The organism is Kitasatospora sp. NPDC043950, from assembly GCF_056435345.1.
In genome coordinates this window covers 23,656-41,069 of sequence record NZ_JBWKER010000036.1, presented here as the reverse complement: position 1 = coordinate 41,069, position 17,414 = coordinate 23,656, and the positions used below count along the sequence as shown (strand labels likewise).

General features: G+C 72.3%; 13 protein-coding genes and 1 tRNA gene. 12 read left to right on the top strand and 2 right to left on the bottom strand.

Annotated elements, in window-relative coordinates; translation table 11 throughout:
- Positions 1-25: 25 nt before the first annotated feature.
- The 3 genes from AC07BF_RS23700 to AC07BF_RS23690 all read left to right on the top strand — a co-directional run bounded on the left by AC07BF_RS23700 (position 26) and on the right by AC07BF_RS23690 (position 1,938).
- Positions 26-679 (top strand): ArsR/SmtB family transcription factor, encoded by a 654-nt coding sequence (locus AC07BF_RS23700; protein ID WP_363579986.1) that lies wholly within the window; start codon positions 26-28, stop codon positions 677-679.
- 42 nt (positions 680-721) lie between these two features.
- Positions 722-1,213 (top strand): hypothetical protein, encoded by a 492-nt coding sequence (locus AC07BF_RS23695; protein WP_363579988.1) that lies wholly within the window; start codon positions 722-724, stop codon positions 1,211-1,213.
- Between the two features lie 197 nt (positions 1,214-1,410).
- Complete coding sequence (locus AC07BF_RS23690) at positions 1,411-1,938, top strand: hypothetical protein (protein WP_478333878.1); 528 nt, start codon at positions 1,411-1,413, stop codon at positions 1,936-1,938.
- A 78-nt stretch (positions 1,939-2,016) separates the two neighbouring features.
- On the opposite strand, the gene AC07BF_RS23685 is transcribed toward AC07BF_RS23690, so the two are convergent.
- Entirely contained in the window at positions 2,017-2,505 is a 489-nt protein-coding gene (locus tag AC07BF_RS23685) for a YajQ family cyclic di-GMP-binding protein (RefSeq protein WP_063348915.1), read from the bottom strand.
- A 216-nt stretch (positions 2,506-2,721) separates the two neighbouring features.
- Here AC07BF_RS23685 and AC07BF_RS23680 point away from each other — a divergent pair.
- The 9 genes from AC07BF_RS23680 to AC07BF_RS23640 all read left to right on the top strand — a co-directional run bounded on the left by AC07BF_RS23680 (position 2,722) and on the right by AC07BF_RS23640 (position 15,742).
- Positions 2,722-2,802 (top strand) — tRNA-Tyr (locus tag AC07BF_RS23680).
- A 445-nt stretch (positions 2,803-3,247) separates the two neighbouring features.
- Positions 3,248-5,080 carry an APC family permease gene (locus tag AC07BF_RS23675; protein WP_363580034.1) on the top strand — a complete coding sequence of 611 codons (1,833 nt, stop codon included), beginning with the start codon at positions 3,248-3,250 and terminating at the stop codon, positions 5,078-5,080.
- A gap of 272 nt (positions 5,081-5,352) precedes the next feature.
- A complete protein-coding gene (locus tag AC07BF_RS23670; protein ID WP_363580293.1) occupies positions 5,353-7,350 on the top strand; it encodes an APC family permease in 1,998 nt (665 codons plus the stop codon).
- Between the two features lie 411 nt (positions 7,351-7,761).
- Entirely contained in the window at positions 7,762-7,851 is a 90-nt protein-coding gene (gene kdpF / locus AC07BF_RS23665) for a K(+)-transporting ATPase subunit F (protein ID WP_037971201.1), read from the top strand.
- Position 7,852: 1 nt separating this feature from the next.
- Positions 7,853-9,514, top strand: a complete 1,662-nt coding sequence (gene kdpA, locus AC07BF_RS23660; RefSeq protein WP_363629360.1) for a potassium-transporting ATPase subunit KdpA — start codon at positions 7,853-7,855, stop codon at positions 9,512-9,514.
- Positions 9,514-11,628: a potassium-transporting ATPase subunit KdpB gene (gene kdpB, locus AC07BF_RS23655; protein WP_363580038.1), complete on the top strand. Its 2,115-nt coding sequence runs from the start codon at positions 9,514-9,516 to the stop codon at positions 11,626-11,628. The genes kdpA and kdpB overlap by 1 nt, the downstream gene beginning before the upstream one ends.
- 14 nt (positions 11,629-11,642) lie before the next feature.
- The gene (gene kdpC / locus AC07BF_RS23650; RefSeq protein ID WP_363580040.1) at positions 11,643-12,278 is read left to right on the top strand and encodes a potassium-transporting ATPase subunit KdpC; all 636 of its coding nucleotides are present in this window, start codon (positions 11,643-11,645) and stop codon (positions 12,276-12,278) included.
- A 176-nt stretch (positions 12,279-12,454) separates the two neighbouring features.
- Positions 12,455-15,007: a sensor histidine kinase KdpD gene (locus AC07BF_RS23645; RefSeq protein ID WP_363629361.1), complete on the top strand. Its 2,553-nt coding sequence runs from the start codon at positions 12,455-12,457 to the stop codon at positions 15,005-15,007.
- Positions 15,008-15,067: 60 nt separating this feature from the next.
- Positions 15,068-15,742 carry a response regulator gene (locus tag AC07BF_RS23640; RefSeq protein WP_363580044.1) on the top strand — a complete coding sequence of 225 codons (675 nt, stop codon included), beginning with the start codon at positions 15,068-15,070 and terminating at the stop codon, positions 15,740-15,742.
- Positions 15,743-15,990: 248 nt separating this feature from the next.
- Here the strand turns inward: AC07BF_RS23640 and AC07BF_RS23635 are convergent, their stop codons facing one another.
- Positions 15,991-17,262: an amidohydrolase family protein gene (locus AC07BF_RS23635; RefSeq protein ID WP_363629363.1), complete on the bottom strand. Its 1,272-nt coding sequence runs from the start codon at positions 17,260-17,262 to the stop codon at positions 15,991-15,993.
- Positions 17,263-17,414 lie beyond the last annotated feature (152 nt).

The window sequence follows — 17,414 nt, the reverse complement described above, 5'->3', positions numbered from 1 at the left end:
CGGCCGATCTGCCAAGGTGGTGCCCGTGGCCGAGCACGATCTGGAACCCGCCGACGGCGGCGAGCAACCCACCACCTGGGTCAAGGAACGCCAGGTGGCCGACGTCGCCGTGCTCAAGGCGCTGGCCGACCCGCTGCGGCTGGCCATCCTCGGCGCCCTGAAGTCCGGCGAGGAGCGCCCGCTCACCGCCAAGGAGATCGCCGCCGCGCTCGGCGAACCGCAGACCAAGCTCTACCGCCACATCAAGCAGTTGGAGAAGGCGGGGCTGGTCATCGTGGCCGGCACCCGGCTGGTCTCCGGGATCGTCGAGAGCCGCTACGCCGCCGCCCAGGAGTCGATCCGGCTCGCCCCGGAGATGTTCACCGCGGACTCCCCGGGCCGCTCCGAGGCGTACGACGCCATCCTGGCCGCCATGGACCGGGTCCGCGGCGACTTCCGCGCCCAGGTCCTCGGCGGGCGGCTGGACTTCAGCTCGCCCCGGGACGGATCGGTCGGGCCGCCCGGACTGTTCGTGCACTCGACGCTGCGGCTCAGCCCGGACCGGCTGATCCGGCTGCGGACCCAACTCGCCGCAGTCATCGACGAGCTGAACGAGGAAGCGCCCAGCACGGCCGAGGACGCGGTGGACGTGACGGTCTTCACCCTGCTCTACGGACTCCAGCCGGGCACGGAATCATAAACTCCGCGCCGACTGTCGGTGCGGTGGGACACGATGACCGGCATGTCCTATGAACTCCAGGCCCTGATAGGAACATTCGAGCTGTTGGCGGTGGCCGCGGCGGAAACCTCGACGGCCCGGGTGGTGCCACTGGCGCAGGGTCTGGCCCTGATACCGGTCACCCCCGCGGTGCTCTCCGCCCTCCAGACCGACGACGGCTCGACGAAGCCCGCCGAGGGGGCCGGCTTCGGCTGGCACCCGGGCGGCTTCGAACTCCGGCTGGCCGCCTGGTCCAAGGCCGGCCCGATCGCCTGCGTCGAGGCCGAGTACTTCGGCGGCAGCGGCACCCAGCGCGCCGCCGTCTGGGAGGACGGCCGGATCGTCCTCGGACCGCTCACCAAGGGAGAGTTCGAACCCTTCCCGCCCGAGGGCTCCCCGATCTCCCGCGCCCTGCGGCGGATCGGCGCCCGCACCGAGGCCGGCCGGGTGGACGAGTTCGAGTCCGTCGGCCTGTCCGCCCACCGCGGCACCAGCGGCTGGGCAGCCGCCGACTGACCCGTCGACGACTGAGGTGCCGACGACTGAGATGCCGTCGGATGACTCGCCGTCGGGCGGCCCATCGCCGGATGGCTCATCGTCGGCCGGCCGTCGCGCGTCGTTCGGCGTAGCTGCGGTGGCTGCGTCAGGAATGCTGCCCCACCGTGTGAAGCGGGCGATCCCGCCCGACTCGCACTTGAGAGGGAGCAGTACCCATGCGTGCCACCCGGATGGTCGCCGCGCTGATCGCGGCCCTCGCACTGACCGTGGTCACCACGGCGTCCGCCGCCGGCCACGAAGCCGAGGCCCCGCGCACCACCCTCGCCTCCGTCCCGAACCCCGCCGCCATCCCGGCGCCCGCCGACGTGGTGGCCGCCGCCCCGCTCCTGCCCGCGGACCTGGCACTGCCGACCGTTCCGGTGCCCGTCGTCCCGGCCCTGCCCGCGACCCCGGACCCGAGTGCGGCCCTCGGGGCTCTCGGCGACGTCATCAACCAGATCGCCGGCCTGCTCTCGGAGGCCACGTCCACCACCCCCGACCCCGCGGCCGTCCAACAGCTCGTCGCCACCCTGCAGGCCACCCTGCAGAGCCTGATCGCCCAGCTCCCGGCCGCCCCGGCGGTGACCGCCCCGACCCTGTCCAAGACCTCCGGCCCGGCCACCCTGCTGGACCAGCTCGCCACCCTGCGCGCCCAGGCCCAAGCCCTCGCCACGGCCACCCACCCCCGCCCCGCCGCCGGCTGACCCCACCCACGCGAAAGGCCCCGCCCCCTGGAGCTCAAGCTCCCGGGAGCGGGGCCCTGCCGCACAACCCTCCGGGGGTCAGCGGTAGTTCACGTACTGGATCGCGAAGTCCAGGTCCTTGCCCTTGAGCAGTGCCTGTACGGTCTGCAGGTCGTCGCGGCTCTTCGAGCTGACCCGCAGCTCGTCGCCCTGGACCTGCGCCTTGACGCCCTTCGGGCCCTCGTCGCGGATGATCTTCGCGACCTTCTTGGCATCCTCCGTGGAGATGCCCTCCTTGATGTCCGCGAAGATCTTGTACTCCTTGCCGGACAGCTGCGGCTCGCCGGCGTCCAGGGCCTTGAGCGACAGTCCGCGCTTGATGAACTTGCCCTGTAGGACGTCCAGGATGGCCTTCACGCGCTCCTCGCCGTTGGCCTTCATCTCGATCTTCTCGCCGGAGCGGCTGATCTCGCCGCCGACGCCCTTGAAGTCGAAACGGGTGGCGATCTCACGGGAGGTCTGGTTGATCGCGTTGTCGACCTCCTGCCACTCGACCTTCGAGACGATGTCGAAACTGGAGTCGGCCATGGGTGTTGGTCTCCTTGATGTTCTGGCTTCACTGGCACGGCCTGCCCCACCGGGCGTCCGCCTCCCCAGCCTATCCAGCGGTACCCCGCCCCCGCCCCCGACAGCCACGCCGTGGCCCTTGATCATCACGTGACCTATCGAGTGGCGGAGCACCCCCTGGCATCAGGTATTGTTTACGACGTCGAACGGGGCGGACGCCCCGGGGGACAAGATCCTGGCTGGTTGCCCGAGCGGCCAAAGGGAGCAGACTGTAAATCTGCCGCGTAAGCTACGCAGGTTCGAACCCTGCACCAGCCACAGGACAGAGAACGGCCCCCGATCTGCGGAGACGCGGATCGGGGGCCGTTGTCGTTTTCCCGCCGCGTGATCGTCGCGTGGGCGCCGCGGCGCTGCCGTGCCGGCGGCGAGGACACTTATTGCGCATTGCTTGCAATTACGGTCAGCAGGCAGCAGAGTGGGTGCGGGGGTGGGTGGGGCCGTTCAGCGTGATTGTGGTGGTGTCCCGGGTGTGCGTAGGGCGCGCCGGGGGTTCTTCGCAAGAGCTGGTCGTCTTCCCAACCGGCGCCCGCCGGGACAGCGGCCCACCCATCCCCGCCACCCCCCCGCCATGAGCTCTCCCGCGGTGCGTCAAGGGCCCGTCAATGGTTCCTGGGACGGCGTCAGGAACGCGTAGGGGTCGGGGGGAGGGCGGGGGTGCGGCCCGCAGGATCGGAGGAACAACCGATCGCGGAGGTTCCGTCCGATGCCCAGCGCCATCACCACCCAGGCCGTCACGGCCGAACCCGAACCGCCGGACACCGGCGCGGGCGACGAGCGGCACCGGCTGAGTGCGCTGGGCGGTCTGGCGGCGCTGTCGTTGGACGCCATGGCCTCGGTCGCGTACGGGCCGGAGTCGATCGTGCTGGTGCTGGCCGCGGCCGGGGCGTACGGGCTGGGCTTCACACTGCCGGTGACGGTGGCGATCGCGGTGCTGCTGGGCGTGCTGGTGGCGTCGTACCGGCAGGTGATCGCGGCGTTCCCGGACGGCGGCGGCTCGTACGCGGTGGCGAAGGAGCACCTGGGCCGACGGACGGCGCTGACCGCGGCCGCCTCGCTGGTGATCGACTACATCCTGAACGTGGCGGTCTCGGTGACCGCGGGGGTGGCGGCGCTGACCTCGGCGGTGCCGAGCCTGTACGACGACCGGGTCTGGCTGTGCCTGGGCGTGCTGGCCCTGGTGACGGCGGTGAACCTGCGCGGGATCGCCGAGTCGGCGCGCTGGTTCATGGCGCCGACGGCCGTCTTCGTGGTGTCGATCCTGGCGATCATCGTGGTCGGCCTGTTCCGGGACGGCCCGGCGAGCACCGCGGCCGCCGCGGGCCACGCCTCGACGCTGGCCGAGAACGCCACGACCGTCGGCGCGCTGCTGCTGCTCAAGGCGTTCGCGGCCGGGTGCTCGGCGCTGACCGGGGTGGAGGCGGTGGCGAACGCCGTCCCGTCGTTCCGGACCCCGCGGGTGAAGCGGGCGCAGCACACCGAGGTGGTGCTCGGCGCCCTGCTCGGCGTGATGCTGATCGGGCTGGCCGTGCTGATCGGCCGTTTCCACCTCCAGCCGGTGGAGGGCGTCACGGTGCTGGCCCAGCTCGCCGACGCCTCGCTCGGCCACGGCGCCGCCTTCTACGTCGTCCAGTTCGCCACCGTGGTGCTGCTCGGGCTGGCCGCGAACACCTCCTTCGGCGGGCTGCCGGTGCTGCTGCACCTGCTCGCCCGGGACAACCACCTGCCGCACGTGTTCGCGCTGCGGGCCGACCGCCAGGTGCACCGGCACGGGGTGCTGTTCCTCGCCCTGGTGTCGGCGGCGCTGCTGGTCGGCTCGGGCGGGGACGTGAACAGCCTGGTGCCGCTGTTCTCGATCGGCGTGTTCGTCGGGTTCACGATCTGTCAGGTCGGCATGGTCCGGCACTGGTCCGTGCACCGGCCGGCCGGCTGGGTGCGGAAGGCCGTGCTGAACGGGTTCGGCGCGCTGCTCACCGGGGTCGCGACGGTGGTGGTGACCGGCACCAAGTTCACCGAGGGCGCCTGGGGCATCGTGGTGGCGCTGCCGCTGCTGGTGGTGCTGTTCGAGGCGGTGCACCGCAGCTACGGACTGATCGGGGAGCGGCTGGAGCTGGGCCGGGTGCCGGGCGCGGTGACCCGCCAGCGCAGCCTGGTGGTCGTGCCGGTGACGGCCATCACCCGGCTCACCCGGGACGGCCTGTCGGCGGCGCTGTCGCTCGGGGACGAGGTGCTGGCGGTGACGGTGGTGCACGAGCAGGCCGAGGCGGAGGCGCTGCGGCGGGACTGGGAGCTGTGGCAGCCGGGCGTGCCGCTGGTGGAGATCCCGGAGGACCGCCGCCGGCTGGGCCAGCCGATCGCCGCGTTCGTGAACCGGCTCGGCGAGGAGCACGCCTACGACCGGCTGACGGTGCTGATCCCGGAGGTGGAGCCGGCCCGCTGGTGGCAGCGGGCGCTGCAGAACCGGCGCGGCGCCGTGATCGACCGCGCGCTGCGCCGGCACACCGACGCGGTGGTCTGCCGGCTGCGGATGCGGATGTGACCCGGGCCGCCACCGCTGAGGTGCTGGGCGTCCACAGCCTGGACGCCCGATAACAACCCGGTATCTTGACGCGGTCTTAACGGGGCGGCCCTGACGCCCTCGATACGCCCGGCACGTGCCCGCCCGCAGTGGCCCTGACCTGCGGGAAGTCCATGAGGGCGGGACGTGCCGGGCCGGCGCCGCAACGGATTCCGTCGTGTCCGACCGAACTTACGCTCGCCAACGTGTTCAACGTGCCCCAGGCGCTCAAGCGCCTCGTCATCGGCCGGGCCATGCGCAGCGAGGAGCTCGGCGAGACGCTGCTGCCCAAGCGGCTGGCGCTGCCGATCTTCGCCTCCGACCCGCTCTCCTCGGTCGCCTACGCGACCCAGGAGATCCTGCTGGTGCTCACCGTCGGTGGCGCCGCCTTCCTCTACCTGACCCCGTGGGTCGCGGCCGGCGTGGTCGCGCTGATGGCGGTCGTGGTGATGTCCTACCGCCAGGTGGTGCACGCCTACCCGAGCGGCGGCGGCTCGTACGAGGTGGTGTCCCGCAACCTCGGCGCCAACTCCGGTCTGGTGGTGGCCGCCTCGCTGCTGGTCGACTACGTGATGACGGTCGCGGTGTCGGTGGCCTCCGGGGTGGACAACATCATCTCGGCGCTGCCCTCGCTGGCCGGTCACCGGGTCTGGCTGGCGCTGGGCTTCGTGCTGCTGCTGATGGCGGTGAACCTGCGCGGCGTCCGGGAGTCCGGCAAGGCCTTCGCCGCGCCGACGTACCTGTTCATCGGCGGCATCCTGCTGATGGTGGTCACCGGGCTGGTCCGGGTCGCGCTCGGCGACGCGCCGGTGGCGTCCAGCGCCTCGTACGGGATCCTCCCGGAGGACGGCAAGGACACGGTGGCCGGCCTCGGCCTGCTGATGCTGGGCCTGCGGGCGTTCGCCTCCGGCTGTACGGCGCTGACCGGGGTGGAGGCGATCTCCAACGGAGTCCCGGCCTTCCGGGCGCCGAAGGCGAGGAACGCCGCGCGCACCATGGCCGTGATGGGCACCACGGCCGTGGTGATGTTCGCCGGCATCACCGCCCTCGCGCTGATCGCCAAGGTGCACATCACCGAGGGCGGCGCCTGCCGGCTGTCCGGCTTCCCCGGCGACTGCGCGAGCACGCCCCAGCAGACCGTGATCGCCCAGCTCGCGGCGGCGATCTTCGGCGGCGACCACAGCGTGCTGTTCTACGCGATCCAGGCGGTCACCGCGTTGGTGCTGATCCTGGCCGCCAACACCGCCTTCAACGGCTTCCCGCTGCTGGCCTCGATCCTGGCCGAGCACCGCTACCTGCCCCGGCAGATGCACACCCGCGGGGACCGGCTGGCCTTCTCCAACGGCATCATCGCGCTCGCGGTGGTGGCCGGCGGGCTGCTCTGGCTGTACGACGCGAACGTCACCAGCCTGATCCACCTGTACATCCTGGGCGTCTTCACCTCCTTCACGCTGTCCCAGATCGGCATGGTCCGGCACTGGAACCGGGCGCTGGCCACCGAGACCGACCCGGCGGTGCGCCGCTCGGCGCTGCGCTCCCGGGTGATCAACGCCTTCGGCGCGGTCGTCACCGCGCTGGTGCTGGTGATCGTGCTGCTCACCAAGTTCACCCAGGGCGCCTGGCTGGCCGTGGTCGCCGCGCTGGTGCTGTGGCTGATGATGCGCGGCATCCGCCGGCACTACGACGGCGTCGCCGCCGAGCTGGCGGTGGACGACCCGGAGGCCGAGTCGGCGCGGCCCGCCCGGGTGCACGGGATCGTGCTGGTGTCCAAGCTGCACAAGCCGACGCTGCGGGCGCTCGGCTACGCGGAGGCGTTCCGGCCGGACTCGCTGGAGGCGCTGACCGTGGCGGTGGAGCCGGAGGCGACCGGCGAGTTGGAGCGGCAGTGGACGGAGGCCGGCGTCCGGGTGCCGCTGAAGGTGCTGGACTCGCCGTACCGGGAGATCACCAAGCCGGTGCTGGCGTACGTGCGGGAGCACCGCCGGGACAGCCCCCGGGAGGCGGTCGCCGTGTTCATCCCGGAGTACGTGGTCGGCCACTGGTGGGAGCACCTGCTGCACAACCAGTCGGCGCTGTGGCTGAAGAGCCGGCTGCTGTTCACGGCGGGCGTGATGGTGATCAGCGTGCCGTGGCAGCTGACCTCCTCCGGGCGCGCGGGCGGTCCGTCGCGCCGGGCGCCCGGCGCGGTGCGCCGGGGCGAGCCGGCCCCGGGGAGCGGGTACGAGCGGCTCCCGGCGCCGGAGAAGGTCTGACCGGAGCAGTAGCCGGCCCCCCGGGCCTCCGTCGGCCCCGCCCGCACGAAGCCCGTACCAACCCGCACCCCCACCCGTACGGAAGCCCCGGAATCCCGGGGCTTCCGGCGTTCCGGCGCCGGGCCGATCACGGCCTGATGACGACGGTCACGGCCCGGTGAAGCGGGCGTCAAGGTCGCGTCAACGTCCCGCAGTCACCCGTATGGAGGGCGTCAGGGAGCCATAACGCGCCTCTGACGGCTGCTTTGCTGCATCTGCCGGTCGTCCGCCGGCGCCGCGCGAAGCCCCCGGCCCGCCCGCGGCAGTCTCCCGAACCGCTCTGGTGGAGCCCATGTCCGATCTCATCTACGTCGGTGTCACGGTCGCCGTGTTCGCCGTCATCGCCCTGATCGCGCGGGGGGTGGAGAAGCTGTGAGCGCGGAGAACATCGCAGGTCTGATCGTGGCCGTCGCGCTCGTCGGCTATCTCGTCGTGGCGCTGATCTTCCCGGAGAAGTTCTGACATGGGATCCACTCTCGCGGGCTGGCTGCAGGCCCTGGCCCTGGTCGGGGCACTGGCCCTGTGCTACCGCCCCCTTGGCGACTACATCGCCAAGCTCCTCACCACCACCAAGCACCTCAGAGTCGAGCGCGGCATCTACAAGGTGATCGGCGTCGACGGCGACGCCGATCAGCGCTGGCCGGTGTACCTCCGCTCGGTGCTGGCCTTCTCGGCCGTCTCCGTCCTCTTCCTCTACGGCCTGATCCGCCTCCAGGGCTACCTGCTGCTGAACCTGGGCGTTCCGCAGATGGAGGGCCACCAGGCCTGGAACACCGCGATCTCGTTCGTCGCCAACACCAACTGGCAGTCCTACGCCGGTGAGTCCGCGATGGGCCACCTGGCGCAGATGGCAGGCCTGGCGGTGCAGAACTTCGTCTCCGCGGCCGTCGGCATCGCCGTCGTCGGCGCGCTGATCCGGGGCTTCACCCGCAACCGGACCGACCGGGTCGGCAACTTCTGGGTGGACCTCACCCGGATCAACCTGCGCCTGCTGCTGCCGATCTCGATCGTCTTCGCCCTGGTCCTGGCCGCCTCCGGCGTGATCCAGAACTTCCACGGCTTCCACGAGGTGGCCACGCTCAGCGGCGAGGTGCAGAAGATCCCGGGCGGCCCGGTGGCCTCCCAGGAGGTCATCAAGCTGCTCGGCACCAACGGCGGCGGCTTCTTCAACGCCAACTCCGCGCACCCGTTCGAGAACCCGACCGGCTTCTCCAACCTGGTCGAGATCTTCCTGATCCTGCTGATCCCGTTCGCGCTGCCGCGGGCCTTCGGTCGGATGGTGGGGGACAACCGCCAGGGCTACGCGATCCTCGCCGTGATGGGCCTGTTCTGGGTCGCCTCGGTCGCCCTGCTCACCTTCGCCGAGTCGCAGCACCAGGGCACCGCCCTCCAGGCCGCGGGCTCCGCGATGGAGGGCAAGGAGCAGCGCTTCGGCATCGCCGCCTCCGGCCTGTTCGCCGCCTCGACCACGCTGACCTCGACCGGCGCGGTGAACTCCTTCCACGACTCGTACACGCCGTTCGGCGGCGGGCTGACGGTCTTCAACATGATGCTGGGCGAGATCGCGCCCGGCGGTGTGGGCTCCGGCCTGTACGGCATGCTCGTGCTGGCGATCGTCGCGGTGTTCGTCGCCGGTCTGATGGTCGGCCGCACCCCCGAGTACCTGGGCAAGAAGCTCGGCGGCCGGGAGATGAAGTTCGCCTCGCTGTACATCCTCACCACGCCGACCCTGGTGCTGGTCGGCACGGGCCTGGCGATGGCCCTGCCGGGGGAGCGGGCCGGGATGCTCAACTCGGGCGCCCACGGCTTCTCCGAGGTGCTGTACGCCTTCACCTCGGCCGCCAACAACAACGGCTCGGCCTTCGGCGGCATCACCGTCAACACCGACTGGTACGACACGGCGCTCGGCCTGGCGATGATCTTCGGCCGCCTCCTGCCGATCGTCTTCGTCCTGGCGCTGTCCGGTTCGCTCGCCCAGCAGCAGCCGGTCCCGGCCACCCCGGGCACCCTGCCCACCCACAAGCCGCTGTTCGTGGGCCTGCTGTCGGGCGTCATCCTGATCGTCGTCGGCCTCACCTACTTCCCGGCCCTGGCTCTCGGGCCGATCGCGGAAGGTCTCTCCTGATGTCCACCCCTACGCTCAACCCCGCACCGGCCGACAAGGCTGAGCCCGCCGCGCAGCACAGAGTGGCCAGCGGCCTGCTCGACCCGAAGCTGATCGTCGCGTCCCTGCCGGACGCGGTGAAGAAGCTCGACCCCCGGGTGATGGTCAAGAACCCGGTCATGTTCGTGGTCGAGGTCGGCTCGGTGGTCACCACCGTCTCCGCGATCGCCAGCCCGTCCGTGTTCGCCTGGGCCATCACCGTCTGGCTCTGGCTCACCACGATCTTCGCCAACCTGGCCGAGGCCGTCGCCGAGGGCCGCGGCAAGGCCCAGGCCGACACCCTGCGCAAGACCAAGACCGAGAGCGTCGCCCGCCGGCTCACCGACTGGCCCGCCACGCAGGCCGAGGAGGAGGTGCCGGGCACCGCGCTGCGGCTCGGCGACCACGTGGTGGTCGAGGCCGGGCAGATCATCCCCGGCGACGGTGACGTCGTCGAGGGCGTCGCGAGCGTCGACGAGTCGGCGATCACCGGCGAGTCCGCGCCGGTCATCCGCGAGTCCGGTGGTGACCGCTCGGCGGTGACCGGCGGCACCAAGGTGCTGTCCGACCGGATCGTGGTGAAGATCGCCTCGGAGCCCGGCAAGTCGTTCATCGACCGGATGATCGCCCTGGTCGAGGGCGCCGCCCGGCAGAAGACGCCGAACGAGATCGCGCTGAACATCCTGCTCGCCTCGCTGACCATCGTCTTCCTGGTCGCCGTGGTGACCCTGCAGCCGATGGCCACCTACGCGGGCGCGCCGCAGTCGATGATCGTCCTGGTCGCCCTGATCGTGGCGCTCATCCCGACCACCATCGGCGCGCTGCTCTCCGCGATCGGCATCGCCGGCATGGACCGGCTGGTGCAGCGCAACGTGCTGGCGATGTCCGGCCGGGCCGTCGAGGCGGCCGGCGACGTCAACACCCTGCTGCTGGACAAGACCGGCACCATCACCCTGGGCAACCGCCAGGCCGCCGAGTTCCTGCCCGCCCCGGGCGTGTCCACCGAGGAACTGGCCAGCGCCGCGCAGCTGTCCTCCCTCGCGGACGAGACCCCGGAGGGCCGCTCGATCGTGGTCCTCGCCAAGACCGAGTACGGCCTGCGGGCCCGCGCCCAGGGCGAGCTGACGCACGCCACCTGGGTCCCGTTCACCGCCCAGACCCGGATGTCCGGCGTCGACCTGGACGAGGCCGAGGCGGTCCACCAGGTCCGCAAGGGCGCGGCCGGCGCGGTCACCAACTGGGTGACCGAGAACGGCGGTTCGGTCGGCAACGAGGTCTCCGCCCTGGTCGACGGGATCTCCGCGGCCGGCGGCACCCCGCTGGTGGTGGCCACCAAGGTCGGCGCCAAGCCGGCCCGCGTCCTCGGGGTGATCCACCTCAAGGACGTGGTCAAGGAGGGCATGCGGGAGCGCTTCGACGAGCTCCGCCGGATGGGCATCAAGACCATCATGATCACGGGCGACAACCCGCTGACCGCCAAGGCGATCGCGGAGGAGGCGGGCGTGGACGACTTCCTCGCCGAGGCCACCCCCGAGGACAAGATGGCGCTGATCAAGAAGGAGCAGGAGGGCGGCAAGCTGGTCGCGATGACCGGCGACGGCACCAACGACGCCCCCGCGCTCGCCCAGGCCGACGTCGGCGTGGCCATGAACACCGGGACCATGGCGGCCAAGGAGGCCGGCAACATGGTCGACCTGGACTCCAACCCGACCAAGCTGATCGAGATCGTCGAGATCGGCAAGCAGCTGCTGATCACCCGTGGCGCGCTGACCACCTTCTCGATCGCCAACGACGTGGCCAAGTACTTCGCGATCATCCCCGCGATGTTCGCCGGGGTCTACCCGGGCCTGAGCCACCTCAACATCATGGGCCTGCACAGCCCGCAGTCCGCGATCACCTCGGCGATCATCTTCAACGCCCTCGTCATCATCGGCCTGATCCCGCTCGCCCTGCGCGGCGTGCGCTACCGCCCGTCCGACGCCAGCTCCCTGCTGCGCCGCAACATCGGGGTCTACGGCTTCGGCGGTCTGGTGGTGCCGTTCGTCGGCATCAAGCTGATCGACCTGATCGTCCAGTTCATCCCCGGCCTGAGCTGAGAGAGGAGAATCCGATGTCCAAGCCCCTGCCGACGACCGTCCGCACCCACTTCACCGCACTGCGGGCGCTGCTGGTGCTCACCGCGATCCTCGGGATCGCCTACCCGCTGCTGGTCACCGGGATCAGCCAGGTCGCCTTCACCGAGAAGGCCAACGGCTCGCTCGTGAAGTCCGACGGCAAGGAGGTCGGTTCCAGCCTGATCGGCCAGAACTTCAACCTCCCGAAGAAGAACCCCGACGACCCGAAGGAGGAGGCGCAGCCGGACCCGAAGTGGTTCCAGCCCCGCCCCTCCGCGGCCGGGACCGGCTACGACTCGTCCTCGTCCGGCGCCTCCAACCTCGGCCCGAACAGTGACGACCTGCTGAAGGCCGTCAACGACCGCCGCGCCGCCGCCGCCGAGTTCGACGGCGTCGCCCCGGAGAGCGTCCCGGCCGACGCGCTGACCGCCTCCGGCTCCGGCCTCGACCCGTACATCTCGGTCGCCTACGCCGAGGAGCAGGTGAACCGGGTCGCCAAGACCCGGAACCTGTCGGCGGACGCGGTGCACAAGCTGGTCGAGAAGTACACCGAAGGCCGCTCGCTCGGCTTCCTCGGGCAGGAGGGCGTCAACGTCCTCCTGCTGAACCGGGCACTCGCGGAACAGAAGTGACCGGCGGAACAGGAATGACCGGCGGAGCAGAAGTGACAGGTCAACGGCTGGATCCGTGAAACAGGCCGACCCGGGCCGGGGCACCACCCCCGCGCCCGGGTCGGCCGCCGTACGTCCCGACCCCGGCCCGAGGACGCCCTGGCGGCAGCCCTCGCAGGAACGAAAGAGCAGTGCCCATGGCCCGCGACCTCACCCCCGGCACCGGCGTCCGCAAGGGCCGGCTGAGGGTGTACCTCGGTTCCGCCCCGGGGGTCGGCAAGACCTACCGGATGCTGGACGAGGCCCGGCGCAGACAGGAGCGCGGGGCCGACGTCGCGGTCGGGTACATCGAGTGCCACGGCCGCCGCCACACCGAGGGCATGCTGGACGGCCTGGAGGTCCTGCCGCGTGTCCAACGCTCCTACCGCGACGCCGAGTTCGACGAGATGGACCTCGACGCGGTGCTCACCCGCCGTCCGTCCGTCGTGCTGGTCGACGAACTGGCGCACACCAACATCCCCGGCGGCCGCCACGCCAAGCGCTGGCAGGACGTCGAGGAACTGCTGGCCGCCGGGATCGACGTCATCACCACCGTCAACATCCAGCACCTGGAATCGCTGAACGACGTCGTCCAGAAGATCACCGGCATCCCGCAGCGCGAGACCGTCCCGGACGAGGTGGTCCGCCGGGCCGACCAGATCGAACTCGTCGACATGGCCCCGCAGGCGCTGCGCCGCCGGATGGCCCACGGCAACGTCTACAGGGCGGAGAAGGTGGACGCCGCGCTCTCCAACTACTTCCGGGTCGGCAACCTCACCGCCCTGCGCGAACTCGCCCTGCTCTGGGTGGCCGGGCGGGTCGACGAGGGCCTGCGCGACTACCGGGCCAGCCACAACATCGACCGCGTCTGGGAGACCCGCGAACGCGTCGTGGTCGCCCTCACCGGCGGCCCCGAGGGCGAGACCCTGATCCGCCGCGCCGCCCGGATCGCCGACCGCACCGCCGGCGGCGACCTGCTGGCCGTCCACGTCACCCGCAGCGACGGCCTGGCCGGCGCCTCCTCCGGCGCGCTCGCCCAGCAGCGCCAGCTGGTCGAGACCCTCGGCGGCAGCTACCACGTGGTGGTCGGCGACGACATCCCCACCGCGCTGCTCACCTTCGCCCGCGCCCACGACGCCACCCAGCTGGTGCTCGGCACCAGCCGCCGCGGCCGGATCAACCGCTTCCTCACCGGCCCCGGCATCGGCGAGACCACCGTGGACGACTCCGAGGACATCGACGTCCACATGGTCACCCACGAGTTCACCGGCCGCGGCCGGCTGCCCTCGCTCGGCCGCCGCCACTCCAAGCGCCGCACCATCGCCGGCTACGCGGCCGGCCTCGTGGTGCCCTGGCTGCTGACCGCCGTCCTGTCCCAGGCGCACGAGAGCATCAACCTCACCACCGACGCGCTGATCTTCCAGCTCGGCGTGGTCATCGTCGCCCTGCTCGGCGGCGCCACCTCCGCCCTGCTGGCCTCGGTCACCGCCTCGCTGCTGCTCAACTACTACTTCATCCCGCCGATACACGCCCTGACCATCGGCGAGACCAACAACATCGTCGCCCTGGTCGTCTTCGCCACCGTCGCGCTCGCCGTCGCCACCATCGTCGACCACGCCAGCCGGCTCACCAGTCGCGCCGCCCGGGCCACCGCCGAGGCCGAGACCCTCTCCACCCTGGCCGGCAGCGTGCTGCGCGGCGCCGACGCCCTGTCCGCCCTGATGGAGAAGTCCCGGACGGCCTTCGGCATGCAGGCCGTCGCCCTGCTCTCCCGGATCGACGACGAGGTGCTCGCCCACTCCGAGGCCGAGCACCAGGACGACCCTGACGGGCAGAGCGAGACCACCGAGGTGCCGGTCGGCGCGGACGCCGTCCTGGTCCTCACCGGCCGCCGGCTGCCGGCCGCCGACCAGCGCGTCCTCACCGCCTTCGCCGCGCACGTCGCCGTCGCGCTGGAACGCGACCGGCTCGCCGTGGTCGCCGCCGAGGTCGAGCCGATCAAGGCCGCCGACCGGATGCGCACCGCCCTGCTCGCCGCCGTCAGCCACGACCTGCGCACCCCGCTCGCCGCCGCGCTCGCCTCGGTCGGCTCGCTGCGCAGCCCCGACGTCGAGTTCTCGCCCGAGGACCAGGCCGAACTGCTCGCCACCGCCGACGAGTCGCTGGTCAAGCTCACCCGCCTGGTCGACAACCTGCTCGACATGAGCCGCCTCCAGGCCGGCGCGCTCACCCTGCACCTCGCCGAGACCCACCTCGACGAGATCCTGCCCCGGGCGCTCGACAGCCTCCCCGACCCGTACGCCCCGATCCAGCCGCTCGACCTGGACACCGCGCCGCCGGTGCTCGCCGACCCGCCGCTGCTGGAGCGGGTGCTCGCCAACGTGATCACCAACGCGCTGCGCTACAACGCACCCGGCGCGCCCGTCCTGGTCACCGCCAGCCACCACGCCGACCAGGTCGAGATCCGGGTGATCGACCGCGGCCCCGGCATCGCCCCCGAGGAGCGCGACCGGGTCTTCCTGCCCTTCCAGCGCCTCGGCGACACCGACAACACCACCGGTGTCGGCCTCGGCCTCGCGCTCTCCCGCGGTCTGGCCGAGGCCATGGGCGGCAGCCTGGAGGTCGAGGACACCCCCGGGGGCGGCACCACCATGCTGCTCACCCTGCCCGCCGCCACTCGGGAGGAGCCCGTGCATGAGTGGACGAACTGAACGAACCGCCGAAAGGCGCGTGTCCCGCGAAGTGACCGCCGAGCGGAGCGAGGTGGCCGCATGAGCGAGATCCTGATCGTCGACGACGAACCGGCCCTGCTGCGCACGCTGCGGATCAACCTCAGCGCCCGGCAGTACGCCGTGCGGACGGCCGCCAGCGGCGGCGAGGCGCTGGACCGCGCCGCGCACTCCGCCCCGGACGCCGTGCTGCTCGACCTCGGCCTGCCGGACCTGGACGGCATGGACGTGCTGCGCGGCCTGCGCACCCGCAGCGCGATGCCGATCATCGTGCTCTCCGGCCGGTCCGGTGCCGCCGACAAGGTGGGCGCCCTCGACGCGGGCGCCGACGACTACCTCACCAAGCCGTTCCTGATGGAGGAACTGCTGGCCCGGCTGCGCGCCGTGCTGCGCCGGCCGCTGGGCGGTGCCCCGCTGGGGCGGCCGGTGATAGGCGACCACACCGTCGACCTGACGGCCACCACGGTGACCGGCCCGCGGGGCCCGGTGCGGCTCACCCCGACCGAGTGGCGGATCCTCGCCCTGCTGGTGGCCAACCCGGGCCGGCTGGTGCCCGGGCGGCAGATCCTGCGCGAGGTGTGGGGACCGGCCCAGGAGGCGCGCGGCAACTACCTGCGGGTCTACCTGGCCGGGCTGCGGCGCAAGTTGGAGCGCGACCCGGGCCGCCCGCGGCACCTGATCACCGAACCGGGGATCGGGTACCGGTACGAGCCCTGAACGCCGCCCCGGCAGCCGCCGCGTCAACGACCCGTCAAGAGCGGGCCGGAGGCCGACAGGGGAGCGTCAAGGCAGGCCCGGAGCGGTGGTCCGTGGGCGTAGCGTCAGTGCTGACCGAGCGGGACCGGCTCCAATGTGGGGGAGGCCCGGGACCGCTCCAGCCGCCGTCGAACGGCGGCCAGCAGGTGGGGGAGGGGCGCGCGACATCCGTCGCGCGCCCCTTGAACTTTCTGGGAGGGGGAGGCTGTTCAGCCCCCGCCGGCGCTCCCGGACTGCCGGGGCAGCGCCAGCGCCACGGTGTCCGCGAACTCCCGCACCGCGCTCGTCCGGCTGACCACCCGGCCGCTGTGCACCACCAGCCGGCTGTGGCCGCCCGCGAGCGCCCCCGCCAGGCTGTCCCCGCGCACCGCCAGCAGCTCCGCCGGGAACCCGGCGTCCACCCGGACCGGCGGCAGCCCGAGCACCGCCCGGGCCTGGTTCGCCACCGCGTCGTACGCCGCCTCCAGGCCCAGCTCCCCGCCGGCTGCCAGCAGGTATGCCGACTCCAGCGGATCCGCCCGGCCGACCGGGTTGGACTGGTCCCGCAGGGCGCCGCTGCCGGCCGCCAACGGCACCCGGGCCTCCGTCAACTCCCGCAGCAGGCCCGGCCGCAGCCCCGGCGACCGGCCTTCCAGCCCGGTGCAGCCGCCGTTCTGCGGCAGGCAGACCACCCGCACCCCGCCGGTCGCCAGCACCGTGGACGCGCCCCGGGCCAGCGCCCCGCACGGCCCGAGCGTCACCCGCGGCCGCAGCGGGGCCAACGCGCCGACCAGCCGGGAGAGTTGGGCCGGATCGCCGGCCGTGGTGTGCAGGTCCACCGAGCAGTCCGCCTCCCGGGCGGCCTCCAGCAGCACCTGGACGTACCCGGCCGGATCCGGGTCCAGCTCCGGGCAGCCGCCGGCCGCGGTGGCGCCCAGCTTGAGCGCCTCGCGCAGTTGTGCCCGGCCGTCGGCGCCGGCCCGGCCGGTGAGCAGCCGGGGCATCGCCACCGCCTGGAGTTCGGCCAGGCCGCGCAGCGCCTGCCGGGCGGTGAGCACCGCCTCCAGCCGGCGCAGCCCGTGCACGTCGCCGATCCGGACGTGGGTGCGCTGGGCGGTGGCGCCGTAGCCGAGCGAGGCGAGCGCGGCCTCGGTGACCCGCCGGGTGAGGTCGGAGGGGCTCTCCGGCGGCGGGGCGGACAGGGCGGCGGAGAAGGCGGTGTCGTAGTGGGCGTGCGCCTCCGCGGGGGCCGGCAGCAGCAGGTAGCCCTTGAGGTCGATCCTGGCGCCGGTGGTGATGGTGGGCGCGCCGGGCAGGGCGGGCAGCGGGCCGAGGCTGCCGACGGTGCCGACGGCCTGGATCCGGTCGCCGCTGATCCGGACGTCCACCACCCGCCCGTCGGCCAGCCGGGCGCCGGTGAGCAGGAGGACCGGTCCGTGCCCGAGCGGGTTGGCTGTCGGGCCGGAGCCGGAGTGCGGTCCGTCGGCGGCTGCGCTGTCCATCGCAGGCTCCTTCCCGCGCTGGCCCGTCCGGTCGGCCGGACCGTCCTGATCCCGGGTCGTCCTGACGCCCCGGGCCGTCCCCGTCAATGAGGGTCGAGCCTATGGCGCGTGGGGGCGGGGCGCTCGGAGGCGGGCAATAGTCGTATCGGGTC